Genomic DNA, 21,614 nt, shown 5'->3' on the forward strand with positions numbered 1-21,614 from the left:
CCCGGAACCGCTGCATTGCAGCATGGGCCATGGACCGCCAAGGGCCTCTTGTCGAGGGTTTTGGCAGTCGTCGAGCGATTTCTTTCCGGGGCGGAATTCGAACGCGCACCATGGGTGACGGTGGCCTTCGCAACCGGCATAATTGCGTGGTTTTGGCTGCCTTCGGCACCTGCTTGGGCAGGCCTTTGCGGCGCTCTTGTTGCAATTTGTGCAATTTGTTATGCATCCTTTCCCTTGCGCGTGGTTTACCCGCATCTCGGTCGGGCGTTGTCGCTGTTGCCGCTGGTGGTGGTTGCCGGTTGCCTCGTCGTCTGGGCGCGTTCCGAACTGGTGGGACAACCCGCCATCGAGCGCCCGCTATCGGGAAATTTCAGCGCGCAGGTTCTGGCGATCGAATCGCAGCCGGCCTTGGGACGCGACAGGTTGCTGCTGGCCATGCGTGACCCCCTGAGCGGCTCCGGCCATGACGCTTCGCCCGGCAACGCGATCAAGGTCCGGCTCAACGTTCCCGGCAAGGGATCGACGACCGGGATCGCGGTGGGCGATCTGGTGGCTTTCCGGGCACGGTTGATGCCGCCGGCGCCGCCCATGCTGCCCGGCGCCTACAACTTTGCGCGCACGTCCTGGTTCACAGGCATCGCCGCGAGCGGTTCGGTCACAGGTGAGGTGAAGGTCGTCCGGAAAGGCAAGCGAAGCGAGTGGGGATTGCTGGATATCCGACAATCTTTGACGAACCATATTCGCGCCCGCATCGGGGACGAACGAGCGGGCATCGCCGCTGCATTCGTCACCGGCGATCGCGGCGGCATTACGGAGGCTGACGACCAGGCCATGCGCGACTCGGGGTTGGCGCATCTGCTCTCGATCAGCGGCCTGCATGTCAGCGCGATGGTCGGGGCGGTCTATCTACTGGTCATCCGGTTGCTGGCGCTGTTCCCGTGGGTGGCCCTGAGGGTGAGGCTGCCGGTCGTCGCGGCCGGTGCGGGGGCCGCTGCAGGCGTCGCTTACACTTTGCTTTCCGGGTCGGAAGTTCCGACCGTTCGGTCCTGCATCGGCTCCCTCCTGGTCCTGATCGCACTGGCTTTGGGGCGGGAGCCCTTGTCCCTGCGCATGCTTGCGGTGGCGGCGTTCTGCGTCCTGTTGCTCTGGCCGGAGGCGGTGATCGGGCCGAGCTTCCAACTGAGCTTCGGCGCGGTCCTGGCGCTGATCGCCGTCAGTACGGCCAAGCCCGTGCGGCACTTCCTTGGACCGCGCGACGAAGGGCTTGCCATGACCGGGCTTCGCCATCTTGCCCTCCTGCTGCTGACGGGCGTGGTCATCGACCTCGCGCTCATGCCGATCGGCCTGTATCATTTCCACCGCGCCGGAGTGTATGGAGCGCTGGCCAACGTGGCGGCAATTCCGCTGTCTACCTTTGTCGTGATGCCTTTGCTGGCTTGTGCATTGGTCCTCGATATCGCCGGGCTGGGCGGGCCGGTCTGGTGGCTCGCCGGAATCTCGATAGACCTGCTGGTCGGCCTGGCCCGCTGGTTCGCGTCGAGACCGGGCGCTGTGAACCTGCTTCCCGGTACAGACACCTGGGCATTCCTGCTTTTCGTCGCGGGAGGTCTGTGGATGGGCCTTTGGAGCGGCCGCATTCGCTGGGCCGGGCTACCGATCGCCTCGGTCGGTGTGTTCTTGCTGGCGACCGCACCGGCGGCGGACATGCTGGTGTCCGGAGATGGTCGCCATGTCGGGCTGGTCGAAGATGGCGGGAAACGGCTTTACCTGCTTCGAAACAGCGAAAGCGGCTACGCCCGGGACAATCTCATGGAATTCGCCGGGATCGAGGCAGACCCGGTCACGTTCGACAAGTTCCCGGGTGCCCGCTGCAACCGTGATTTCTGCGCCTTGCCGGTCAGACGCTCCGGCACCACGTGGCATGTGCTGGTTTCGCGGGGCCGCGATGCCGTCGCGGAACGGTCGCTCGCCGCTGCATGCGAACGCAGCGACATCGTCATATCGGATCGCTGGCTGCCGCGCAGTTGCAAGCCGCGCTGGTTCAAGGCCGATCGAGGATCGCTTGGGCAGACTGGCGGGCTGGCGGTATATCTGGGCAAGGCCCGTATCGATACGGTAGCCCAGACCCAAGGTGAACACGGCTGGTGGCGTCCCCGGCCTGTTCACCGTTACAGGAATGCTCCTGCGCCGCGCAAATCGCAGTAATTACCGGTTGCTGCTGCGCCAAGGCCTTCATGGCGCAGCGTGGCCGTGTCAGTTGTACCGTCGAAGCAGGCCGGCGAGCTTGCCTTGGACTTCCACTTCGTCCGCACCGTAAATCTGCGGTTCGTAAGCGGCATTTGCGGGATCCAACCGCACCATTCCCGCCTCGCGCCGAAGGTACTTGAGGGTGGCCTCTTCCCCGCGGATCAGGGCAACGACGATCTCGCCGTCGCGAGCGGCATTCGTGCGCTTCACGAGGGCGAAATCACCATCCAGAATGCCCGCCTCGATCATCGAGTCGCCGGAGACCTCGAGCGCGTAATGCTCGCCGGAGCCAAGCAGGGCGGCAGGGACAGGCAACATGGACTGTCCTTCGAGAGCCTCGATCGGCACACCTGCGGCAATACGCCCGTGCAGCGGGATCTCGATAACGTCGTTGGCGGCTTCGACGGAACGACGCGGCGTCTGCGGACGCGCCAATCCATCATTGCTGTTCGCTGCAGAAGGACGCAGGGCCTTGCTTCCCGTGTCATCGGCCTGGCGCAAGACTTCGAGCGCACGTGCACGGTTGGGAAGGCGGCGGATGAAGCCGCGTTCTTCCAGTGCGGAAATCAGTCGGTGAACACCGGACTTGGACTTGAGGTCGAGCGCCTCCTTCATCTCCTCGAAGCTGGGGGAGATGCCTGTCTCCTCAAGCCGGACCTGGATGAACCGGAGCAATTCGTGCTGCTTGCGCGTCAACATGTCGCTGCCTTCTCGTGACCTCCGAACCAGGCAAACCCTGATCGCGTTTGTTCTGGTAGTGAACATTGAGGGAACAATCAAGCAACCAATTGCCGATACTTCAGGCAATACCGCCGTTCTGGAGCAAGTATATCCGGACTTCTTCACCAGCCTGTGCCGGACCGGCCAGCGCCGACCGATCGACCAGCACGTTGCTTGCCGCCAGGGACGACAGGGCGCCGCTGTCCTGCAGCGGGCTTACCGTCACATTTTCTCCGTCCCACCAACCGCGCAGGAATTCCCGGCGACGGCCGCTTGGGTGCAGCGGCATGGCCAGCCGGGCTGTCAGCCGCATGGGCAAGGGGCGCGCAGCCCCCTGCATCGCGCGCAGGACGGGGAGCAGGAAATGGTAAGCGGTGACGTAGCTGGAGACCGGATTGCCCGGCAGGCCCAGCACGATCTGACGGCGTCCTGCCACGTCGCGGGTGGCGACTAGGATTGGTTTGCCGGGCTTGATCGCGACACGCCAGAAATCGATGCCCGCGCCCCAGCTTTCGAGTGCCGGACGAATGAGGTCGTGATCGCCGACCGAAGCGCCGCCGCTCGTTACGATGAGGTCGGCATCGGCGGATGCTTCGAAAGCGGAGGTTATTGCCTTGATCGTATCGGGCACCGGGCCGATCCGCCGCGCATCCACGCCCAGCGAACGCGCCATGGCCGTCAGCATCGCGCCGTTGCTGGCGGGAACCTGGTGCGGTGCACAGCGCTCCGGATCGGAGGCGAGTTCGTCGCCGCTGTCGATCACGGTCAGGCGCGGTGTGCGATGCACGGGAAGGTGCGTATGGCCGGCCGCGATCGCCAGCGCCATCTGCGCGGGCGCGATGTGCAGACCAGCGGGCAGGACTTCCACGCCCTGGGCAAAATCCATCCCGCAATGGCGGATGTGCTTGTGCGCCGGTGCGGGCGGCTCGCCCGAGAGTATAAGGTTCGCGCCCTCGCGTGTCAGGTCTTCCTGGATTATGACGGCCGCCGCGTCGGGCGGCAGCATCGCGCCCGTCGAAATTCGGACTGCCTCTCCTTGCGAGAGCGGGCCGACATAAGGATGCCCGGCGGCACTTTCACCGGCGATCCTCCAGGGGCCGCGCATGTCGCCTGCCGTGACGGCGTAGCCGTCCATGGCTGACAGATTTGCGGAGGGCTGCGTGCGTCTGGCGTGCAGCGGTTCAGCCAGGAAACGGCCGAGCGCGCCTTCGATATCGACACGCTCTATCGACAGCGGGGTGACGAGCGCGAGGAGGCGAGCTTGTGCCTCCTCCAGAGAGAGCGGCGCGGAGCCGTTCATTCAGTCCATCCGTCCATCTTCCAATGGCCTGATTTACCGCCGATTTTCTCGACCAGGCGGATGTCTCCGATGACCATGCCCTTGTCGAGCGCTTTGGCCATGTCGTAAATTGTGACAAGTGCGATAGAAGCTGCTGTTATCGCTTCCATTTCTACCCCGGTGCGACCGGTCAGCGAAGCCTTCGCGATGACGCGGATAGCATTATCCTCGAAAGCGAAGTCGAGGTTTACGGCATCGAGCGGCAGCGGGTGGCACATGGGGATGAGATCGGCCGTCCGCTTGGCCGCCATGATGCCAGCAATGCGCGCGGTTCCAAGCACGTCACCCTTCGGAGCATTCCCGGCGCGGATCGCGGCAAGGGCATCCGCGCTCATGGAAATGCGTCCGGATGCCACGGCGATGCGCTGCGTCTCGGCCTTGGCGCCAACGTCGACCATGTGCGCGTTGCCGTCCGGGTCGATGTGAGTGAGGGACTTGCTCATCGCGAACCCATGGCGTTCAGGCTCCGGTTAGTAGCGCGCGCGTGGCTGCCTCGATGTCGTTCTGGCGCATGAGGCTTTCGCCGACGAGGAATGTCCGGGCGCCGCACGAGGACAGGCGTACCAGATCGGCATGGACGTTGATGCCGCTTTCGCTCACCAGCAGCGTGCCTGCCGGCGCCAGCGGGGCGAGGCGCTCAGTCGTGCCGATATCGGTGGCGAAACGTCGCAGGTCACGGTTATTCACACCAATAAGGCGCGATTTCAAACGACTTGCACGCTCCATTTCAGATTCGTTGTGAACTTCGACGAGGCAGTCGAGGCCACGCTCGGTCGCAGCGGCTTCGATTTCCGCCATCAGCACGTCGTCCAGTGCGGCGACGATGATGAGGATGGCATCGGCACCGATCGCGCGCGCTTCCGCGACCTGCCAGGGATCGACCATGAAATCCTTGCGGATCACCGGAAGGCCGCAGGCGGCGCGGGCCTGGATGAGGAAATCCTCGTGGCCCTGGAAGTAGGGAGCATCAGTGAGCACGGACAGGCACGCGGCGCCGCCCCGCTCATAGGCGACCGCGTGCTGTGATGGCTGGAAGTCGCTTCTGATCAATCCTTTGGAAGGCGATGCTTTCTTGATTTCTGCAATCAAGGCGTAGCCGGTCGCGGCTTTGGCGCGCAGTGCCGCCTCGAAGCCGCGAGGGGGCGTCTGCATGGCAGCGCGGGCGTCGAGATCGGCGATCGTGGCCAGCGGCTTGCGGGCGGCGACCTCCTCGCGCTTGGTATCGCAGATTTCGGTAAGTTTATCGGACATGGAATCCTCGTCAGGCACGGGTTGCCGCGATCCAGCAGTCGAGCAAAGCCTTGGCGAGGCCCTTGTCGATCGTTTCTGCCGCTTCTTCGACGCCCTCGGCCCAGGTGTCCACTTCACCGGCCACAAGCAGCGCGCCTGCGGCATTGAACAGGACGGCGTCGCGATAGGCGCCGGGAGCGCCCATCAGCAGGTCGTTGAGGGCACGGGCGTTGTAGGCGGGGTCGCCGCCGCGAATGGCATCGACTGCGGCCGTCGGTAAACCGGCATCCTGCGGAGCGACGCGGCGCATCGACAGTTCCCGGCCGCGAATATCCGCGACTTCGTTGCCGCCTGCGAGGCTCAACTCGTCGAGGCCCTCATCACCGGAAATGACCATCGAGTGCTCGGTGCCAAGCCGCAGCAGGGCATCGGCGTAGATCGGCACATAAGCCGGGCGTGCGATGCCGACTAGCTGGCGCGAGACTTGCGCCGGGTTCGCCAGCGGCCCCATCAGGTTGAAGATCGTGCGGCGGCCTAGCGACTTGCGCAGCGGCATCAGCCGACCCATCGTCGGGTGGTGGCGCGCGGCGAACAGGAAGCCGATGCCGATTTCGGCGAGCGTGGATTCTGCAGTCTCGACGGCGCGGTCGAGGTTCAGCCCCATCGCTTCGAGGGTATCGGCGGCGCCCGCTTTGGAACTGGCAGCGCGGTTACCATGCTTGGCGACGGGGACGCCCGCAGCCGCGACCACCAGAGAAACGGCGGTCGAGACGTTGAGGGTGTGGAAGCCGTCGCCGCCGGTGCCGCAGACGTCGATGGCGCCTGCGGGCGCCTTCACCGGGATCATCCGCTCACGCATGGCGCGAGCCGCGCCCGCGATTTCGCTGGCGGTCTCGCCGCGATCCGACAAGGCGACGAGGAACTCGGCGATTTCGGATTCGGGCATTTCGCCGTCGAGGATTGCGGCGAAGGCTGCCTGGGCCTCGTCCTCGGCGATCGGGTGGAGAGGGTCGGGAAGGGTCATGCGCTCAGCCGTTCCGGCAGTTTGGCCTCGATACCGCAAGTGCGCAGGAAGTTTGCGAGCATGGCATGGCCGTGCTGGGTGGCGATGCTTTCCGGATGGAACTGGACGCCGTGGATCGGCAGGCTCGCATGGCGGAAGCCCATGACATGGCCGTCGTCCGAGCGGGCGTTCACCACCAGCGTCTCAGGGATATCCTCGACGATCAGCGAGTGATAGCGCGTCGCGGTGAAGGGCGAGGGCAGCCCGGCGAAGACTCCGGTGCCGTCATGCGTGACAGGAGAGGTCTTGCCGTGCATCAGCCCGCCGCGCACGACCTTGCCGCCGAAATACTGGCCGATCGACTGATGGCCGAGGCACACGCCGAGGAGCGGCATCCCCGCATCCGCTGCCGCGCCGACGAGGTCGAGGCTGATGCCCGCCTCGTTGGGGGTGCAGGGGCCGGGCGAGATCAGGAAGCCCTTCGCACCGCTGGAAATGGCCTGGCCTGCGCTGAGCGCGTCGTTGCGCACGACCTCCACTTCGGCGCCCAGTTCCATCACGTAATGGACCAGGTTCCAGGTGAAGCTGTCGTAATTGTCGATGACGAGGATCATGACTTCGCCTTTGCGCTTTTCTCGACGACGATCAAGGGGCCGAGCGGAGGGCCGCCGTCGACGCGGCCATGTTCGGGGTCCCAGAGCGAGGATACGCTGCCGTCAAGGAACAGCGCATTGTCGCATTTCAGGGCGTCGCGGAAATAGCGCGCGAGCTTGCCGAAGGATACCGGCTCGTCGGAAATGACGAAGTGGGCGCGGCCCTTGTCATCGATGCCGACGCCGTTGCGCAGCTTCAGCGATGTGCCGTCATCGTCGATCTTCGGGTGCAGCTTGCCGGAGATGACCAGCATCGGGCCGGACTGGGTGCCGAAATCGGGACGGTCGGTGACGGACTTTGCGAAGTCGTCGCTGGCGCGGACATGCCAGTTGCCTGCCGCGTCGCCGTAGAAGACGCCGTTGGGGCTGAGGTGAAAGTTGCCCCAGCCTTCGTTGGTATTGAGGGCATGCTGCTTCTCGCCGTTCTCGACGTAGTAGCCGATCGGCTTGCCATCGGCGTCGAACATGCCGCCGTTCATCGCGAAGGCAACTTCGTGGCTGCGCGCCGGGCGGTCCACCGCGAGTTGCGAGAGGCTGCGATACGGCGCGCCGCCCTTGGGGCCGAGGACGGTGTGAATGGTGTGACGACCCGGCACGGCGGTACAGTGCGTGAAGCTGGCGCCCTCGAAGCTCGCGCCCTGGCATGGCGGAGGAGGCGGGGCCGATGGCTTGGCTGCGGGTTCGTCGGCGGAGCAGGCGGCGAGGATCGCGCAAGCTGCGAGGGCTAGGGGCGTTCGCATGCGATCAGATCCGCTTGACCTGACACCGCCCGAAGCCTTCGCGAAAGCTGTCGAGAATGTCGTTGCCAACCTGGTCCTTGGGCAACCATATCATGGTGCAGCCAGCTTCAGGCTTGGCGAGGAGAAGCCGATCGTCTTCGGTCCACCAGCGGAAGTCCTTCCAGTTAAGGCTCAGGTCGACCGAGGGGCTGGCCACGGTGAAGCCGTCGCCTTGCATCCGATAGCTGGCGGCATTTCCGGCAAGATCGTTTTTCTGCCAATGGGTAAGGGCCGTGCGGGGCAACGAATAGAAAAAGCCGATCGCGAGCAGCACTCCGGCTCCAACGAAATAGGCCAGTGAATGCAATGCCGATGCGCCGATCCTTGAAAGAAGGGACCCGGCATAAGCGCCGACGTTCAGCGCGGAGACGGTCACAAACAGCGCCAGCAAGAACAGGGCCGACCGCAATGTCAGCCACTGTCGGAGCAGATATAGCCGGTTGGCGTGCAGATAATCGGGATAGCGGTATTCAGTCGTGAAGGCGCTCACTGCCCGAACCCGGGTTCCCCGGCCACGCGGATCGCTTCGCGCGCGGCGGCGAAGAGGGCGCCGCTCTTGGCTTCGCATTCGCGCTGTTCGTAGGCCGGGTCGCTGTCCGCCACGATGCCTGCGCCTGCCTGCACGTGCAGCACGCCGTCCTTGAGCAGGCCGGTGCGCAGGACGATGCAACTGTCCACCGAACCGTCCGGCGCGAAGTAGCCGACGCCGCCCGCGTAAGGGCCGCGCGTCTCGGGCTCCAGTTCGGCGATGACCTCGCAGGCACGGACCTTGGGCGCGCCCGAGACGGTGCCTGCCGGGAAGCCCGCGAAGACCGCGTCGATGGCATCATGCTTCGCGGTGTCGAGCCGGCCGACAACGTTCGAGACGATGTGCATGACGTGGCTGTAGCGCTCGATGGTGTAGCTGTCGGTGACCTCGACGGTGCCTGCAGCGGCGACGCGGCCGACGTCGTTGCGGCCGAGGTCGAGCAGCATCAGGTGCTCGGCGCGCTCCTTGGGATCGGCGAGGAGGCCGGCTTCGTTGGCCTTGTCCTCGGCCGGGCTGGCGCCGCGCGGACGGGTGCCCGCGATCGGGCGGATGGTGACTTCGCCGTCACGCACGCGCACCAGGATTTCCGGGCTGGAGCCGACCAGCGCGAAGCCGGGCAGGTCGAGGAAATAGAGGAACGGCGAGGGGTTCACGCGCCGCAGGCTGCGGTAAAGCGCCAGCGGCGGGAGCGGGAATTCGCAAGTGAAGCGCTGGGCCAGCACGACCTGAAAAATGTCGCCCGCCTCGATGTAGTCCTTCGCGCGCAGGGCCATCGCCTTGTAGTCTTCCGGCGCGACGACGGGCGTGCGCACCGGCTCGGCGAGATCGGTGGCGACGGGCACGACGGGTGCGGGGGCGGCGAGGCGGCGCAGGGCTTCGTCGATGCGCTCGGCGGCGCGGTCGACGGCCAGAGCGGCGTCACCCGTTTCCGGCCACACCGGCGCAACGCAGAACAGTTCGTCCGAAAGCCGGTCGAAGATCAGGATCAGCGACGGGCGCACGAACAGCATGTCGGGCACTTCGAGGGGGCTTTGCGGCGCGCGCGGCAGCTTCTCGACAAGGCCGATCGTCTCGTAGCCGAAGTAGCCGACGAGGCAGGCGAGAGCCTTGGGCAGCGCGGCCGGAACCTCGCAGCGGCAGGTCTCGACCAGCGCGCGCAGTTCGGCGAGGGTGCCGCCGCCGAGCGGTGCGAACGCCTCGCGGTCGGCCTGCCATGCGCGGTTGATCTCGCAGGCCTCGCCGCTCGCACGGAACACGAGGTCCGGGTCGAGGCCGAGCAGGCTGTAGCGCCCGCGCGTCTCGCCGCCTTCGACCGATTCGAGCAGGAAGTCGCCGCGCCCGTCCTCGATCAGCTTGAGGGCGGCGCCAACCGGCGTTTCGGTGTCGGCGACGAGCTTGCGCCAGACCAGCGCGGGTTTGCCCTGCGCCAGCTGCTCAAGCGTCGCCTTGCGATCGAATTCGCGCTCCATTGCTGCCACCCCTCGCTTCGGCTCAGTTGGCGGCGGCGGTGCCGGCGAGCTGGTCGCGCACGGCGGTGATGGCATCGTCGTGACGCTTCACGCCGACGTCCTTGCGCATCGCGGCACCGAGCGCGGAGGCGTAGCTCTGGCCGAGCTGCTGGCCGAGTTCGGTCTGGGCACGGCGGATCATGTCGGGCGAATCGATCGTGGCGGGCACGATGTCCTTGAGCTGGACGACGAACCAGCCGCGTTCACCCTCGGCCGACTGCACCTTCACGGTGTTCTTGGCCATGTGGAACATCAGCGAGACCGGCGGCGGCACCTGACGGCCCGACTGCAGCGCGGCGGCCAGGGTCGGGCGCGACATCGAGACCTGCTGCGGCGCGGGCAGCTTTTTGCCCGAGGCAGCCATGACCTGCTCGATCGACTGGCCCTTGCGGATCGCGGCCTGCATCTTGAGCGCGGCGGCCTTGGCGGCCTTCGAACCGGCGTCGATGGCCCAGGCGAGCTTCACGTCGTTCTGGATCTGCGCCAGCGGAGCCGGGGCGGACGCCTGGATGTCGGTGACGTCGTAAATCGCGAAGGACTTGCCCTTTTCGATCTCGGCGACCTGCGGCTGTTCCTGGCCCATTTCGAACGCGGTCTTGAGGAGCGGCTGCAATTCGGCGGGCATCGTTTCGCCGGGCTTCATGTAGACTTGCCCATCAGCGGTCAGTGACGGGGTCTGCTTGACCTCGGCGCCGAGCGACTTGGCGACTTCGGCGAGGTTGGAGCCGCCCGAAAGCTGCGCGTCGATCTTCGAGAAGGCGTCGCTGTAGGACTTGCGGGTCTTTTCCTCGGCGATCTGCTTGGTGAGGTCACCCTTCACTTCGGCAAGGGTCTTGGCCGGGGTCTTGATCTCCTCGTCGACGCGGATGACGTGCCAGCCGAGCACGCTCTTCTGCGGTGCGGCCAGCTTGCCGACCGGCGCGGCGAAGACGGCCTGCGCGACGGCGGCCGAGAACTGGCGCGAGAGATCCTCACGGCTGAACGATTCGAGCTTCGCGGCGGACAGGCCCTTTTCCGAAGCGGCGGCTTCGAGCGACTTGCCCTTCTCGACTTCGGCGACGATGGCCTTGGCGGCCGGCTCGGTCGGCACGACCAGCTGCGTGATGCGGCGATCGTCCTTGGCGGCATAGGCGGCCTTGTTCGCCTCGAAGCGCGCGGCGATCTCGGCGTCGGTCGGTGCAGCCGGGGCCGGGATCTTGTCGGCGCTGACGAGCGCATAGCGGATCGTGCGACGCTCGGGGCGGACGAACTGGCCGGTGTGCGCCTTGTAGAAGGTAGCGAGTTCGGCCTGGGTCGGCTGCTTGTCGGGCGCGAAGAGCAGCGAGGGCAGGGCGACCACGGTGCCGCTGCGGGTCTCGCTGAGCAGCGAGGCGTAACGCTTCGCGGCATATTCGGACATGACCGAGCCGATCTGCGCGGGCACGACCAGTTCCTGCGCGATCATGTTCTTGCGAATGTCCTCGCGCAGCGCCTGTTCGGAGAGGCCCTGCTGGGCGAGGGCTTGGCGGAACACGTTCTGGTCGAACTTGCCGTCGACGCCCTGGAACGCGGGGATCTGCGTCAGTTCGCTGTCGACGAGGCGGTCGCTGAGGACGACGCCGTGCTTCTCGCCGTAGACGGCGAAAGCGACGCCGTCGATCAGGCTGTCCAGCACCTGCTGGAGGCCGCCCTCGGCGATCAGCTGCTTCATCGTCGCGGTCGGGCTCTGCTGCTTGACCCGCTCGAGGCCGCGCTTGGCGCCGAGGGACAGTTCATCGGTGGTCACCTTTTCGCCGCCGACGGTGGCGACGGCAACCCCCGGAGCCGCGCTGCCGGAACCGCCGAGGCCCGCGATATCGCCGCTGGCGAACGCGAGGGCGATAAGGCCGAGAACGACGAGGCCGACGATCGCGCCGACCTTGGACTTCAGAAACGAGCGGAAGAAATGGAGCATGAACCGTGCCGATCAGCAGAATATTGGCGCGAAACCGTGAGGCTTCGCATGTAAACGGCGCAGGCTTTAGGGGGCCTTCGCGCATCCTGCAATGCCGCTTGCACAAGCCTTGGGCAAAAGCCGCGAGGTGGCATTACTACGACACTGGTGGAGAATCCCCGCGCTTAACCATCCATGAATTTTGACAAGCGATGCTCTGGTGCCCTAGCTGCCCGGCGACAGCGACGACCTGATTCCCGGTTCCGCGGCAACGGCATTACCGGAAATCTGCGAGGGGGACCCGCGGGGGAGTTCCCGAAGGTTCGCCGAGATCGATCAAAGGATTGAAATGGCTGGATTGCCTTACATCGTCGGAAATTGGAAAATGAACGGCACGCGCGCCATGCTGAACGAGGCGCGCGCAATCGATCGTTCCGCCCAGCGTTTCCCCAAGGTGCAGGTCGGACTGGCGCCGCCCTCGACCCTGATCTTCCGCATGCGGGACGCGGTCGAGTTGATCGGCGTCGGCGGGCAGGACTGCCATGCGAAGGAAAACGGCGCTTACACGGGTGACGTTTCCGCACCGATGCTCAAGGATGCAGGCGCCGATTTCACGATCGTCGGCCATTCGGAGCGCCGTGAATATCACGGCGAAAGCGACGCGGACGTCAACGCCAAGGCGCAGGCCGCGCTTTCGGCCGGTCTGGCGGTGATCCTGTGCGTCGGCGAAACCGAGGCCCAGCGCGATGCGGGCGATGCCGAGGGCGTAGTCACCGCGCAGCTCGAAGGTTCGTGCCCCATCGCAGACGGCGCGCCGGAAAAGCTCTCGGTCGCCTATGAGCCGGTATGGGCCATCGGCACCGGCCGGGTGCCTTCGGTCGCGGACGTGGCAGCCATGCACAAGGCGATTCGCGCCAAGCTGGTCGCCATCTATGGCGATGCCGGCGCCGAGGTGCGCATTCTTTACGGCGGTTCGGTGAAGGCCGACAACGCGGCCGAACTCCTTGCGGTGCCGGATGTCGGCGGCGCTCTGGTCGGCGGTGCGAGCCTGACCGCCGAGAGCTTCCTGGCGATCGTCGGCGCGGCGGCTTCGCTCGCGGAGTAAGCCCGATCCATGCGCCGTCCTGCGGGGCGGCGCAGCAATAAAGTTGCCGGGTTGCGCGCTCGCCCGCGAGCGCCTATCTGCCCGGTCAAGAAAGCGGGGTATGTCCCCGCAATAAGGCTGAGACGAAGATGTTCCTTTTCCTGACCGTGGTGCAGGCTCTGGTTGCCGCCATGCTGGTGGGCGTGATCCTGGTGCAGAAGTCCGAAGGCGGCGGCCTCGGCGTCGGCGGCAGCCCCTCGGGCCTGATGTCGGCGCGCGGCGCGGCCAACTTCCTGACCCGCGCGACCGGCGTTCTGGCGACTGTCTTCGTGGTGCTGAGCATCGGTCTTGCCGCTCTCGCCGTCAATGAGACGAGCGGCCGCGACATCGACACCTCGCTCCAGCGCAACACCGCTCCTGCGCAGTCTGCTCCGGTCCAGCCTGCCGATCCGCTCGGCGGCGCGGCCAACCCGGCAGCTCCCGCTGCACCCCAGCAGGGTGCTCCCGCTGGCGACTCGGTTCCGACCGATCCGCTTGGTGGTGCTGCCAAGCAGTAATCCCTGCAGGCGCTTTCGAGCGCCTCACCGTAATCGGAATGCCGTCTGGCGCAGTCAGACGGCATTTCCATGTGTTTGATCTGTGGAATGAGGCTCCGGGCGCTTGCCTGAGGGCCCCCATGCAATTTAAGGCCCGATTCCCATGGCGCGGCATATTTTCATCACCGGCGGCGTGGTCTCCTCGCTGGGCAAGGGTCTCATGGCGGCGAGCCTCGCGGCTCTGCTGCAGGCGCGTGGCTACAAGGTCCGCATTCGCAAGTTCGACCCCTACCTGAACGTCGATCCGGGCACGATGAGCCCGTATCAGCACGGCGAGGTCTTCGTGACCGACGACGGCGCCGAGACGGACCTCGACCTCGGCCACTACGAGCGCTTCACCGGCGTCTCGGGTCGCAAGGCCGACAACATTACCTCGGGCCGCATCTACCAGGACATCATCGCCAAGGAGCGCCGCGGCGACTACCTCGGCGCGACCGTGCAGGTGATCCCGCACGTCACTGATGCGATCAAGGACTTCGCCCTGACGGAGACCGAGGATCTCGACTTCGTGCTGTGCGAGATCGGCGGCACCGTCGGCGATATCGAGGGCCTGCCCTTCGTCGAGGCGATGCGCCAGCTGCGCAACGAACTCGGCCGTGAGGGCACCTGCTTCGTCCACGTCACGCTGGTCCCCTACATCGCCGCTGCCGGCGAACTGAAGACCAAGCCGACGCAGCACTCGGTGCGCGAACTGACCGGCCTCGGCATCCAGCCCGACATCCTGCTGTGCCGCTGCGACCGCGAGCTGCCCGAGAGCGAGCGCCGCAAGATCGCGCTGTTTTGCAACGTGCGCCCGCAGGCGGTTATCCAGGCGCTCGACGCGCCCAACATCTACGCCGTGCCGCTGCAGTATCACCGCGAGGGCCTCGACGCCGAAGTCCTGCATCACTTCGGCATGCTGGAATCGGCCAAGGCGCCGGTGCTTGAGCGCTGGGACGACATCACCGACCGCTACCAGAACCCTGAGGGTGAAGTGACCATCGGCGTCGTGGGCAAGTACATCGGCCTGCAGGACGCCTACAAGTCGCTGAACGAAGCGCTCGTCCATGGCGGCATGGCCAACCGCGTGAAAGTCAACGTGCGCTGGATCGACGCCGAAATCTTCGAGAAGGAAGATTCCGAGATCGCCGCCGCGCTCGAACCGATGCACGGCATCCTCGTCCCCGGCGGCTTCGGCGAGCGCGGCACCGAGGGCAAGATCGCGTCGGTTCGCTTCGCGCGTGAACGTCAGGTGCCGTTCTTCGGCATCTGCCTGGGCATGCAGATGGCCTGCATCGAGGGCGCGCGCTCGGCGGGCATCGCCAAGGCCAGCTCCACCGAATTCGGCCCGACCGAGGAACCCGTCGTCGGCATCATCACCGAGTGGATGACCGAGGACGGCCTGCAGACCCGCGCCGAAGGCGGCGACCTTGGCGGCACCATGCGCCTTGGCGCCTACACCGCCGCGCTCTCGCCCAACAGCCACGTCGCCGCGATCTACGGTTCGACCGAGATCAGCGAACGGCACCGCCACCGCTACGAAGTCAACGGTTCGTACCGCGAGGCGCTGGAAGGCAATGGCCTGATCTTCTCCGGCATGTCGCCCGACGGCCTGCTGCCCGAGATCGTCGAGCGCCCGGACCACCCGTTCTTCGTCGGCGTGCAGTTCCACCCGGAACTCAAGTCGCGCCCGTTCGAGCCGCATCCGCTGTTCGCCGGCTTCGTCGCCGCGGCGCTGCGTCAGGCGCGTCTGGTCTGACGATGCTTGTTTCCCCTCCCGGTGCGGGAGGGGAAGGGCTTCTCCTATCTCCGTAACGGAGCCATCTCGTCTGGCGGCGGGACGGCACATCCGGGCATGCTTGGCGCAATGCCGATGCGGAGCCACGGATGTCCACGATCGTCCTCGAATTCAACGAGTTGTCGCCAAGGCTGCTCGACCGCTTCATAGCCGAGGGGCATCTGCCGAACTTCCGGCGCCTGCGCGACAGCGCGCTGGTCGCCGTCACCGATGCGGAGGAGGAAGCGCCGTATCTCGAACCGTGGATCCAGTGGGTCACGGTCCACACCGGGCTTTCCTACGCGGAGCATCGCTGTTTCCAGCTCAATGACGGCGCCGCGCTGGATGCGCCGCGCATCTGGGATCTGGTGAGCCGCAGCGGGCGCAGCAACTGGATCTGCGGTAGTATGAATGCGGCGTCGCAGCCGGGCTTCCGGGGGCATTTCCTGCCCGATCCCTGGGCGACGGAGCCGATCGCCCAGCCGCCCGGCCATTTCGACGCCTACACAGGGCTGGTTCGCAGCTATGTGCGTGAACACAGCGCCAGACCGGATGTATCCGGGGCGGACTTTGCGCGTTTCGGCCGTTTCATGCTCGCACATGGGCTTTCCGCAAGGTCGGTGCTGGCCGCGATTCGCCAATTGGCGGGGGAGCGAAGTGGTAACGTCAAATGGCGACGGGCGATGATACTGGACCGGCTGCAGTGGGACCTGTTCCGCTCGATCCACCGCAGCGCCCGCCCCCATTTCTCCACGTTCTTCCTGAACAGCACCGCGCATTTCCAGCATTTCCACTGGCGCGAGTTCGAGCCTGCGCTGTTCAGCATCCAGTCGTCGGCGCAGGATCTGGAGACATATGGGGGGAGCGTGCTCGACGGCTATCGCAACATGGACCGGATGGTCGGGCAGGCGCTGGCCATGACCAGGGAAGACGACAATCTCGTGCTCGTCACCGCCCTGGGGCAGCAGCCTATGCTGTCGCACGAGGAAGACGGCGGACGACAGATATTCCGGCACCGGGATATCGATCGACTGCTCGCGTTCGGTGGGGTCGCGGCAGAGTGGACTTATGCCCCGGTAATGTCGCAACAGTTCCTGCTCCACTTTGAGAGCGATGCGTCGGCCCAAGCGGCGGCGACACGGATCGAGGCGCTGCGCCTGTCCGACGGCAGGCAGCCGATGTGGGCGCGGCGGCAAGGCGCGATGCTGGATGCGGGTTGCATGATCGAGCAGGCTCCGGGTGAGGACGTGATGGTGACGTCATCCGCCACCAACGAAGTGCTGCGCTTCTCCGACCTGTTCTATCCGCTCGAGGCGCTGCGCAGCGGCAAGCATCATCCGGACGGGGCGTTCTGGATCAAGGGGCCGGGCATCCGGGCGGAGCGCCTCGCCGATCGCGTGTCGCTGCGCTGCGTGGCACCCACGCTCGCCGATCTGGCAGAGGTCGGAGGGCGTTTTTCGGCGCCTTCGCTGCTCACACCCGCGCGGATGGAGGTGGCCGCCTGAGCGCTTTTTGCAATGCAGCAATTTCCGCTTCCGCGTTCGCCGTCGCCGTTATAGCCTGCAGGATCGCGCGAAAATGGAGGCTTGGGGTAGCATGGGGAACGGTTCGATCGTCGAGTTCATCGCAGGTCTTCCCAAGGCGGAACTGCACGTCCACCTGGAGGGAACGCTGGAAGCGGAACTCAAGTTCAGGCTGGCGGCGCGCAACGCGGTGGACTTGCCTTACGCCGATGTCGATGCGATGCGGGCCAGCTACGTTTACCATGACCTGCCCAGCTTTCTGGCGATCTTCTACGAGGGCAGCTTCGTCCTGCACCGCGAGGAGGACTTTCGCGATCTGGTCTACGCCTATCTGGAAAAGGTCGCAGGGCAGAACGTCGTCTATGCGGAGATGTTCTTCGATCCGCAGCAGCACACCGATCGCGGCATCCCGTTCTCGGTGATGATCGAAGGCCTGACGCGCGGTCGCATCGAGGCGGAGCGTGATTTCGGTATCCGCTCGCAACTGATCATGTGCTTTGTGCGGGAACGCAGTGCGGAAAGCGCGATGGCCGTGTTCGAGATGGCCCTGCCGTACAAGCACCTGATCGTCGGGCTGGGGCTCGACTCCGATGAGAAGGACAACCCGCCCGAAAAGTTCGCCGAGATATTCCGGCGCGGCCGTGAAGAGGGCTTCCGGCTGACGATGCACTGCGACGTCGACCAGAAGAATACCCACGAGCATATCCGGCAGGCGATCGAAGAGATCGGCGTCGAGCGCATCGACCATGGCGCCAACCTGCTCGACCGACCCGAACTGATCGCCATGGCCGGGGAGCGCGGGCTGTTCTTCACCGTGTGCCCGTATGCGAACGAAATGATGCGCCCCGGAGAGCGGCAGTCGATCGCGCGGGGGATGCTGGACCGGGGTTTGCGGCTGACGCTCAACTTGGATGATCCGGCCTACATGGAAGGCAAGTACATCAACGAGAACATGCTGATGGTGCATGAACTTGCCGGTTTCGAACGGGAAGACCTGCTGACCGTGACGCGCAACGCCTTCGATGCCGCGTGGATCGACGAAGACCTGCGGCGCGAACTGCACGGCAAGCTCGATGCTTATGCGCTTGCCGCCAGCGGCTCGGGCGCCGTCTCCAGCGCCTGAGTCCAGCGGTTCCGGATCAGCCGATCATCGTCAGGTAGGCCGAAACCGTCACGATCGACAGCACGGTGGAAATCAGGATCACGCGCGCGGTGACGCCGGCTTCACGGCCATAGAACTCCGCGAGCATGAAAGGGCCGGTTCCGGTCGGCAGCATCGCGAGGAGCACGGCGGCATGGCGCGCGGGCGGGTCAAGCGGGAACAGCGTGACGGCCAGCACCCAGGCCAGCAACGGGTGGACCGCCAGCTTGAGCGTCACCAGCATCGCCGTCAGCGTACCGGCTCCCTTTGCCGCCTGACGCTTTTCTCCGAGGAAAAGGCCAAGGCCGACCAGCGCCGCCGGAGAGGCCGCGCCGCCCAGCAGTTTCAGGAAAACCTCGACAGGCTGAGGCACGGCCATGCCGGTGGTGGGAAAGAAGCAGGCCACCATGGGTGCCACGATGAGCGGGTTGGTCGCCAGCGACTTGCCGACTTTGGCAGCGACGCGCAGTGGATGGCTGCCGACGTGGAGGCGGATTTCGATCAGCACGATGGCGCCCGCGAACAGGACGCAGGCGACGACGATCGTGGAGATCAGCGTGAGCGTGTTGCTCCATGGGCCCAGCGCGGCGAGGAGCAAGGGAAAGCCGAGGAAGCCGGTGTTCGGATAGCTCGCGGCGAGCCCCAGCACGGGGCCATCGGCCTCGAAACCGGAGTGCCGGGCGTGAGCGGCAACCGTCAGCGTGAAGATCGCCATGGTGCTGAGGGTGAACACGGCCAGGAAATGGGGCTGCCACAATTCGTGCCAGCTGGATTTCGCGACGATATCGAACAGCAGCGCGGGCAGGGCGAGGTAGACGACGAAGCGGTTGAGTTCACTGGTGGCTTGCGGTCCCATGACGCCGATCCGCCTTGCCAGCCAGCCGGCGAAGATTAGCGAGAAAACGGGCAGCACGATCCCGAGGATCGCGGTCATGAGCACAAGGTCCGCAACATGACTGCAGGCGCTACTGTCGAGAAGCACGCTATGCGAGGATTAATCCGGCACCGTGCATGCGTTCTGCGCAACATCGCATGCAAAAGGGCGGCCCGGACAACCGGACCGCCCATAGCTCCGTACTCGGCACTCACGCAAAGGGACGGGAAACGCGAGCGCCGTTGCGGGCGGTTACGCCGCTGCGGTGGTATCCTCGCCGGTTTCCACGACGGTCAGCTTGCTGCCTCCGACCACGACCTTCTTAGGCTTCATCGCCTCGGGAACCTCGCGCACGAGGTCGATGACGAGCAGGCCGTCGGCAAGGTCTGCGCTATCGACACGCACGTAGTCGGCGAGTTCGAAGCGGCGTTCGAAACCGCGCTGGGCGATGCCGACGTGCAGCATTTCGCCATCGGTGGTCTCATCGGGCTTGTGGCCCTTCACGACCAGCAGGTTCGCCTGCGCGGTGATGTCGATGTCGGCCGGCTTGAATCCCGCCACCGCCAGGGTGATGCGGTAGGCATCCTGGCCGCGCCGTTCGATGTTGAAGGGGGGGTACTTGTCGCCCGAATTCGCGCGCGCCTGGTTCTCGATCATGTCGAACAGGCGGTCGAAGCCGACCATGGTGCGGCGATAGGGCGAAAAATCGATGCGGTTCATGACAAAAATCCTCCAATGAGCAATCTTCGTGTGGATGAGGCCCGCGATGCGGCGCCTCGTTCTGTGAGCCATCCCCTTGGCGGGCCATGACTCGCATTCCTAGATATGCTAGCCGCCCGACCTTTCAAGGCCTGACCCTCAATGAGCATCTGAATGGAGTTTGGCATGAGCCAGCCGAAGATTGAAATCTACACCAAGTGGGGCTGCCCCTACTGCGTCGCCGCCAAGTCGCTGCTCGACAAGAAGGGCGTCGCCTACGAGGAATACGACCTGACCATGGGCGGCCCGAAGCGCACCGAAATGCTGGAGCGCGTGCCCGGCGCCACCACGGTCCCGCAGATCCTGATCGACGACAAGCCCTTCGGCGGCTTCGACGACATCAATGCGCTCGACCGCGAGGGCAAGCTCGATCCGGTACTGGGGCTCTGACCGGATGATCCGCGCGGCGCTGTTCCAGATGACGACGGGCATCGACCCGCAGGCCAATGCGGCGGCGATCGTCGATGCCGTCGCTGCGGCACGTGCGGGCGGGGCGGCCATGCTGTTCACGCCCGAGATGTCCGGCCTGCTGGACAGGAAGCGCGAGCGCGCGCGCGAGGCGATCCGGAGCGAGGCGGACGATCCCGTTCTTGCGGCGGTGCGCGATGCGGCGCGGCGGGAAGGGATATGGGTGCATATCGGATCGCTCGCCATCGCGCGTGAAGACGGCAAGTGGGCCAACCGGGCTTTCGTGATCGACGACGCGGGGGAAATCCGCGCCCGCTACGACAAGATGCACATGTTCGACGTCGATCTTTCGACCGGCGAAAGCTGGCGCGAATCGAACGCTTACGTGGCCGGTGATGAGGTGGTCACGGTGGAAACGCCGCTCGGGCGTCTGGGGCTGGCGATTTGCTATGACGTGCGCTTCCCGGCCCTGTTCGAAGCGCTGGGCCGTGCGCACTGCGACGTGATCGCCATTCCCGCTGCCTTCACGGTGCCCACCGGCAAGGCGCACTGGCACCTCATGCAGCGCGCCCGCGCGGTCGAGGCCAGTGCTTACGTGCTCTCGGCCGCGCAATGCGGGCGGCATGACGATGGCCGCGAAACCTACGGCCATTCACTGGCGATCGACCCCTGGGGCGAGGTCCTGCTCGACATGGGCGGTGCGGATGACGGTGGCACCTCAGGCGTGGGTTTCGTCGATCTCGACGCGGCGCGCATCGCCGAAGTGCGCGGTCAGCTTCCAAGCCTTGCCAACCGTCGCACCATCGCCAAATAGCTGGTGTCATGATCGTTTTCGACCTGGAATGCCGCGAGGCACAGCATCGATTCGAGGGCTGGTTCAAGTCCTCGGACGACTATGCACGCCAGCAGGAACGTGGCCTGGTGGCGTGTCCGCATTGCGGTTCCGGCGAGGTGGCGAAGGCGGTTCAGGCGCCGCGTCTCGCGCGTAAGGGTAACCAGTTGCCGCAAGTAGCGCCGAGTCCTGCTCCGGCACGCGCCAAGGCGCCGCCGCCGAGTGCGCCCGTCGCCAATGCTCCACTGCCGCCGCAGGCCGCCGAACTGATGCAGGCTCTGGCGACGATGCAGGCCGAGGCGCTGAAATCCTCGCGCTATGTCGGGGAGAGCTTCGCCAAGGATGCACGGGCCATGCATTACGGCGAGCGTGAGGTCGAGACCATCCACGGGCAGGCCAGCCCCGCCGAGGCGAAGGAACTGATCGAGGAAGGAATCGGCCTCATGCCGCTGCCGTTCCCGGTTGTCCCGCCCGAGCAGGCGAACTGATTGCCAAGCTGCCATGCAGCCGCTAGGACGCCTCGGCACGCGCCCGTAGCTCAGCAGGATAGAGCATCAGATTCCTAATCTGGGGGCCACAGGTTCGAATCCTGTCGGGCGCACCATTTCACGATCGATACGTCCATTTATGCGTTGACGTCCTATAGCGTGATCGACTTCAGCTGTATCATCGTCATTCCCGCGAAGGCGGGAATCCATCTCCTGATGGTGACTGTTGCAAG

Annotated in this window: 21 protein-coding genes and 1 tRNA gene; 10 read left to right on the forward strand and 12 right to left on the reverse strand. The window is 65.5% G+C overall.

Annotated features, from left to right (window positions below; all coding sequences use genetic code 11):
- Positions 1-60: 60 nt before the first annotated feature.
- Positions 61-2,205, forward strand: coding sequence for a ComEC/Rec2 family competence protein (locus BES08_RS03210; RefSeq protein ID WP_231958151.1), 2,145 nt, complete (start codon positions 61-63; stop codon positions 2,203-2,205).
- Positions 2,206-2,253: 48 nt separating this feature from the next.
- Here BES08_RS03210 and lexA read toward each other — a convergent pair whose 3' ends face one another.
- From lexA to BES08_RS03260, 10 genes are all read right to left on the reverse strand, one after another.
- Positions 2,254-2,946, reverse strand: a complete 693-nt coding sequence (gene lexA / locus BES08_RS03215; RefSeq protein ID WP_036522957.1) for a transcriptional repressor LexA — start codon at positions 2,944-2,946, stop codon at positions 2,254-2,256.
- Positions 2,947-3,046: 100 nt separating this feature from the next.
- Complete coding sequence (locus tag BES08_RS03220) at positions 3,047-4,267, reverse strand: molybdopterin molybdotransferase MoeA (RefSeq protein WP_069707694.1); 1,221 nt, start codon at positions 4,265-4,267, stop codon at positions 3,047-3,049.
- Positions 4,264-4,749 (reverse strand): cyclic pyranopterin monophosphate synthase MoaC, encoded by a 486-nt coding sequence (gene moaC, locus BES08_RS03225; protein ID WP_036522961.1) that lies wholly within the window; start codon positions 4,747-4,749, stop codon positions 4,264-4,266. Before moaC ends, BES08_RS03220 begins: the two co-directional genes overlap by 4 nt.
- A gap of 16 nt (positions 4,750-4,765) precedes the next feature.
- Complete coding sequence (gene trpC, locus BES08_RS03230) at positions 4,766-5,557, reverse strand: indole-3-glycerol phosphate synthase TrpC (protein ID WP_036522965.1); 792 nt, start codon at positions 5,555-5,557, stop codon at positions 4,766-4,768.
- Between the two features lie 10 nt (positions 5,558-5,567).
- Positions 5,568-6,560: an anthranilate phosphoribosyltransferase gene (gene trpD, locus BES08_RS03235; RefSeq protein WP_036522967.1), complete on the reverse strand. Its 993-nt coding sequence runs from the start codon at positions 6,558-6,560 to the stop codon at positions 5,568-5,570.
- Positions 6,557-7,153 carry an anthranilate synthase component II gene (locus BES08_RS03240; protein ID WP_008833029.1) on the reverse strand — a complete coding sequence of 199 codons (597 nt, stop codon included), beginning with the start codon at positions 7,151-7,153 and terminating at the stop codon, positions 6,557-6,559. The genes trpD and BES08_RS03240 overlap by 4 nt, the downstream gene beginning before the upstream one ends.
- Complete coding sequence (locus BES08_RS03245) at positions 7,150-7,932, reverse strand: phosphodiester glycosidase family protein (protein ID WP_036522970.1); 783 nt, start codon at positions 7,930-7,932, stop codon at positions 7,150-7,152. Before BES08_RS03245 ends, BES08_RS03240 begins: the two co-directional genes overlap by 4 nt.
- Before the next feature lie 4 nt (positions 7,933-7,936).
- On the reverse strand, positions 7,937-8,461 hold the full coding sequence (locus BES08_RS03250) for a YcxB family protein (RefSeq protein ID WP_036522972.1): 525 nt from the start codon (positions 8,459-8,461) through the stop codon (positions 7,937-7,939).
- Positions 8,458-9,969, reverse strand: coding sequence for an anthranilate synthase component I family protein (locus BES08_RS03255; RefSeq protein WP_036522975.1), 1,512 nt, complete (start codon positions 9,967-9,969; stop codon positions 8,458-8,460). The genes BES08_RS03250 and BES08_RS03255 overlap by 4 nt, the downstream gene beginning before the upstream one ends.
- Before the next feature lie 22 nt (positions 9,970-9,991).
- On the reverse strand, positions 9,992-11,941 hold the full coding sequence (locus BES08_RS03260; protein ID WP_069707695.1) for a peptidylprolyl isomerase: 1,950 nt from the start codon (positions 11,939-11,941) through the stop codon (positions 9,992-9,994).
- 328 nt (positions 11,942-12,269) lie between these two features.
- On the opposite strand from BES08_RS03260, the gene tpiA reads away from it, so the two are divergent.
- The 5 genes from tpiA to add all read left to right on the forward strand — a co-directional run bounded on the left by tpiA (position 12,270) and on the right by add (position 18,002).
- Positions 12,270-13,025 (forward strand): triose-phosphate isomerase, encoded by a 756-nt coding sequence (gene tpiA / locus BES08_RS03265; protein WP_036522980.1) that lies wholly within the window; start codon positions 12,270-12,272, stop codon positions 13,023-13,025.
- A 128-nt stretch (positions 13,026-13,153) separates the two neighbouring features.
- Entirely contained in the window at positions 13,154-13,561 is a 408-nt protein-coding gene (gene secG / locus BES08_RS03270) for a preprotein translocase subunit SecG (protein ID WP_008833023.1), read from the forward strand.
- A 142-nt stretch (positions 13,562-13,703) separates the two neighbouring features.
- On the forward strand, positions 13,704-15,338 hold the full coding sequence (locus BES08_RS03275; RefSeq protein ID WP_008833022.1) for a CTP synthase: 1,635 nt from the start codon (positions 13,704-13,706) through the stop codon (positions 15,336-15,338).
- A 128-nt stretch (positions 15,339-15,466) separates the two neighbouring features.
- Positions 15,467-16,861, forward strand: coding sequence for a hypothetical protein (locus tag BES08_RS03280; RefSeq protein WP_036522984.1), 1,395 nt, complete (start codon positions 15,467-15,469; stop codon positions 16,859-16,861).
- A gap of 91 nt (positions 16,862-16,952) precedes the next feature.
- Positions 16,953-18,002 carry an adenosine deaminase gene (add, locus tag BES08_RS03285; protein ID WP_069707696.1) on the forward strand — a complete coding sequence of 350 codons (1,050 nt, stop codon included), beginning with the start codon at positions 16,953-16,955 and terminating at the stop codon, positions 18,000-18,002.
- 16 nt (positions 18,003-18,018) lie between these two features.
- On the opposite strand, the gene BES08_RS03290 is transcribed toward add, so the two are convergent.
- Both BES08_RS03290 and BES08_RS03295 read right to left on the reverse strand, forming a co-directional pair.
- Positions 18,019-18,954, reverse strand: a complete 936-nt coding sequence (locus BES08_RS03290; RefSeq protein ID WP_036522993.1) for an AEC family transporter — start codon at positions 18,952-18,954, stop codon at positions 18,019-18,021.
- A gap of 192 nt (positions 18,955-19,146) precedes the next feature.
- Complete coding sequence (locus BES08_RS03295; RefSeq protein ID WP_036522995.1) at positions 19,147-19,614, reverse strand: Hsp20 family protein; 468 nt, start codon at positions 19,612-19,614, stop codon at positions 19,147-19,149.
- Positions 19,615-19,779: 165 nt separating this feature from the next.
- On the opposite strand from BES08_RS03295, the gene grxC reads away from it, so the two are divergent.
- From grxC to BES08_RS03315, 4 genes are all read left to right on the forward strand, one after another.
- Complete coding sequence (gene grxC, locus BES08_RS03300) at positions 19,780-20,043, forward strand: glutaredoxin 3 (protein ID WP_036523411.1); 264 nt, start codon at positions 19,780-19,782, stop codon at positions 20,041-20,043.
- A gap of 4 nt (positions 20,044-20,047) precedes the next feature.
- The gene (locus BES08_RS03305) at positions 20,048-20,875 is read left to right on the forward strand and encodes a carbon-nitrogen hydrolase family protein (protein WP_069707697.1); all 828 of its coding nucleotides are present in this window, start codon (positions 20,048-20,050) and stop codon (positions 20,873-20,875) included.
- Positions 20,876-20,883: 8 nt separating this feature from the next.
- Positions 20,884-21,381, forward strand: a complete 498-nt coding sequence (locus BES08_RS03310; RefSeq protein WP_008830291.1) for a DUF1178 family protein — start codon at positions 20,884-20,886, stop codon at positions 21,379-21,381.
- Positions 21,382-21,420: 39 nt separating this feature from the next.
- Positions 21,421-21,497: transfer RNA gene (locus tag BES08_RS03315), tRNA-Arg, on the forward strand.
- Positions 21,498-21,614 lie beyond the last annotated feature (117 nt).

Source organism: Novosphingobium resinovorum (assembly GCF_001742225.1).
In the GTDB taxonomy this organism is placed as follows: domain Bacteria; phylum Pseudomonadota; class Alphaproteobacteria; order Sphingomonadales; family Sphingomonadaceae; genus Novosphingobium; species Novosphingobium resinovorum_A.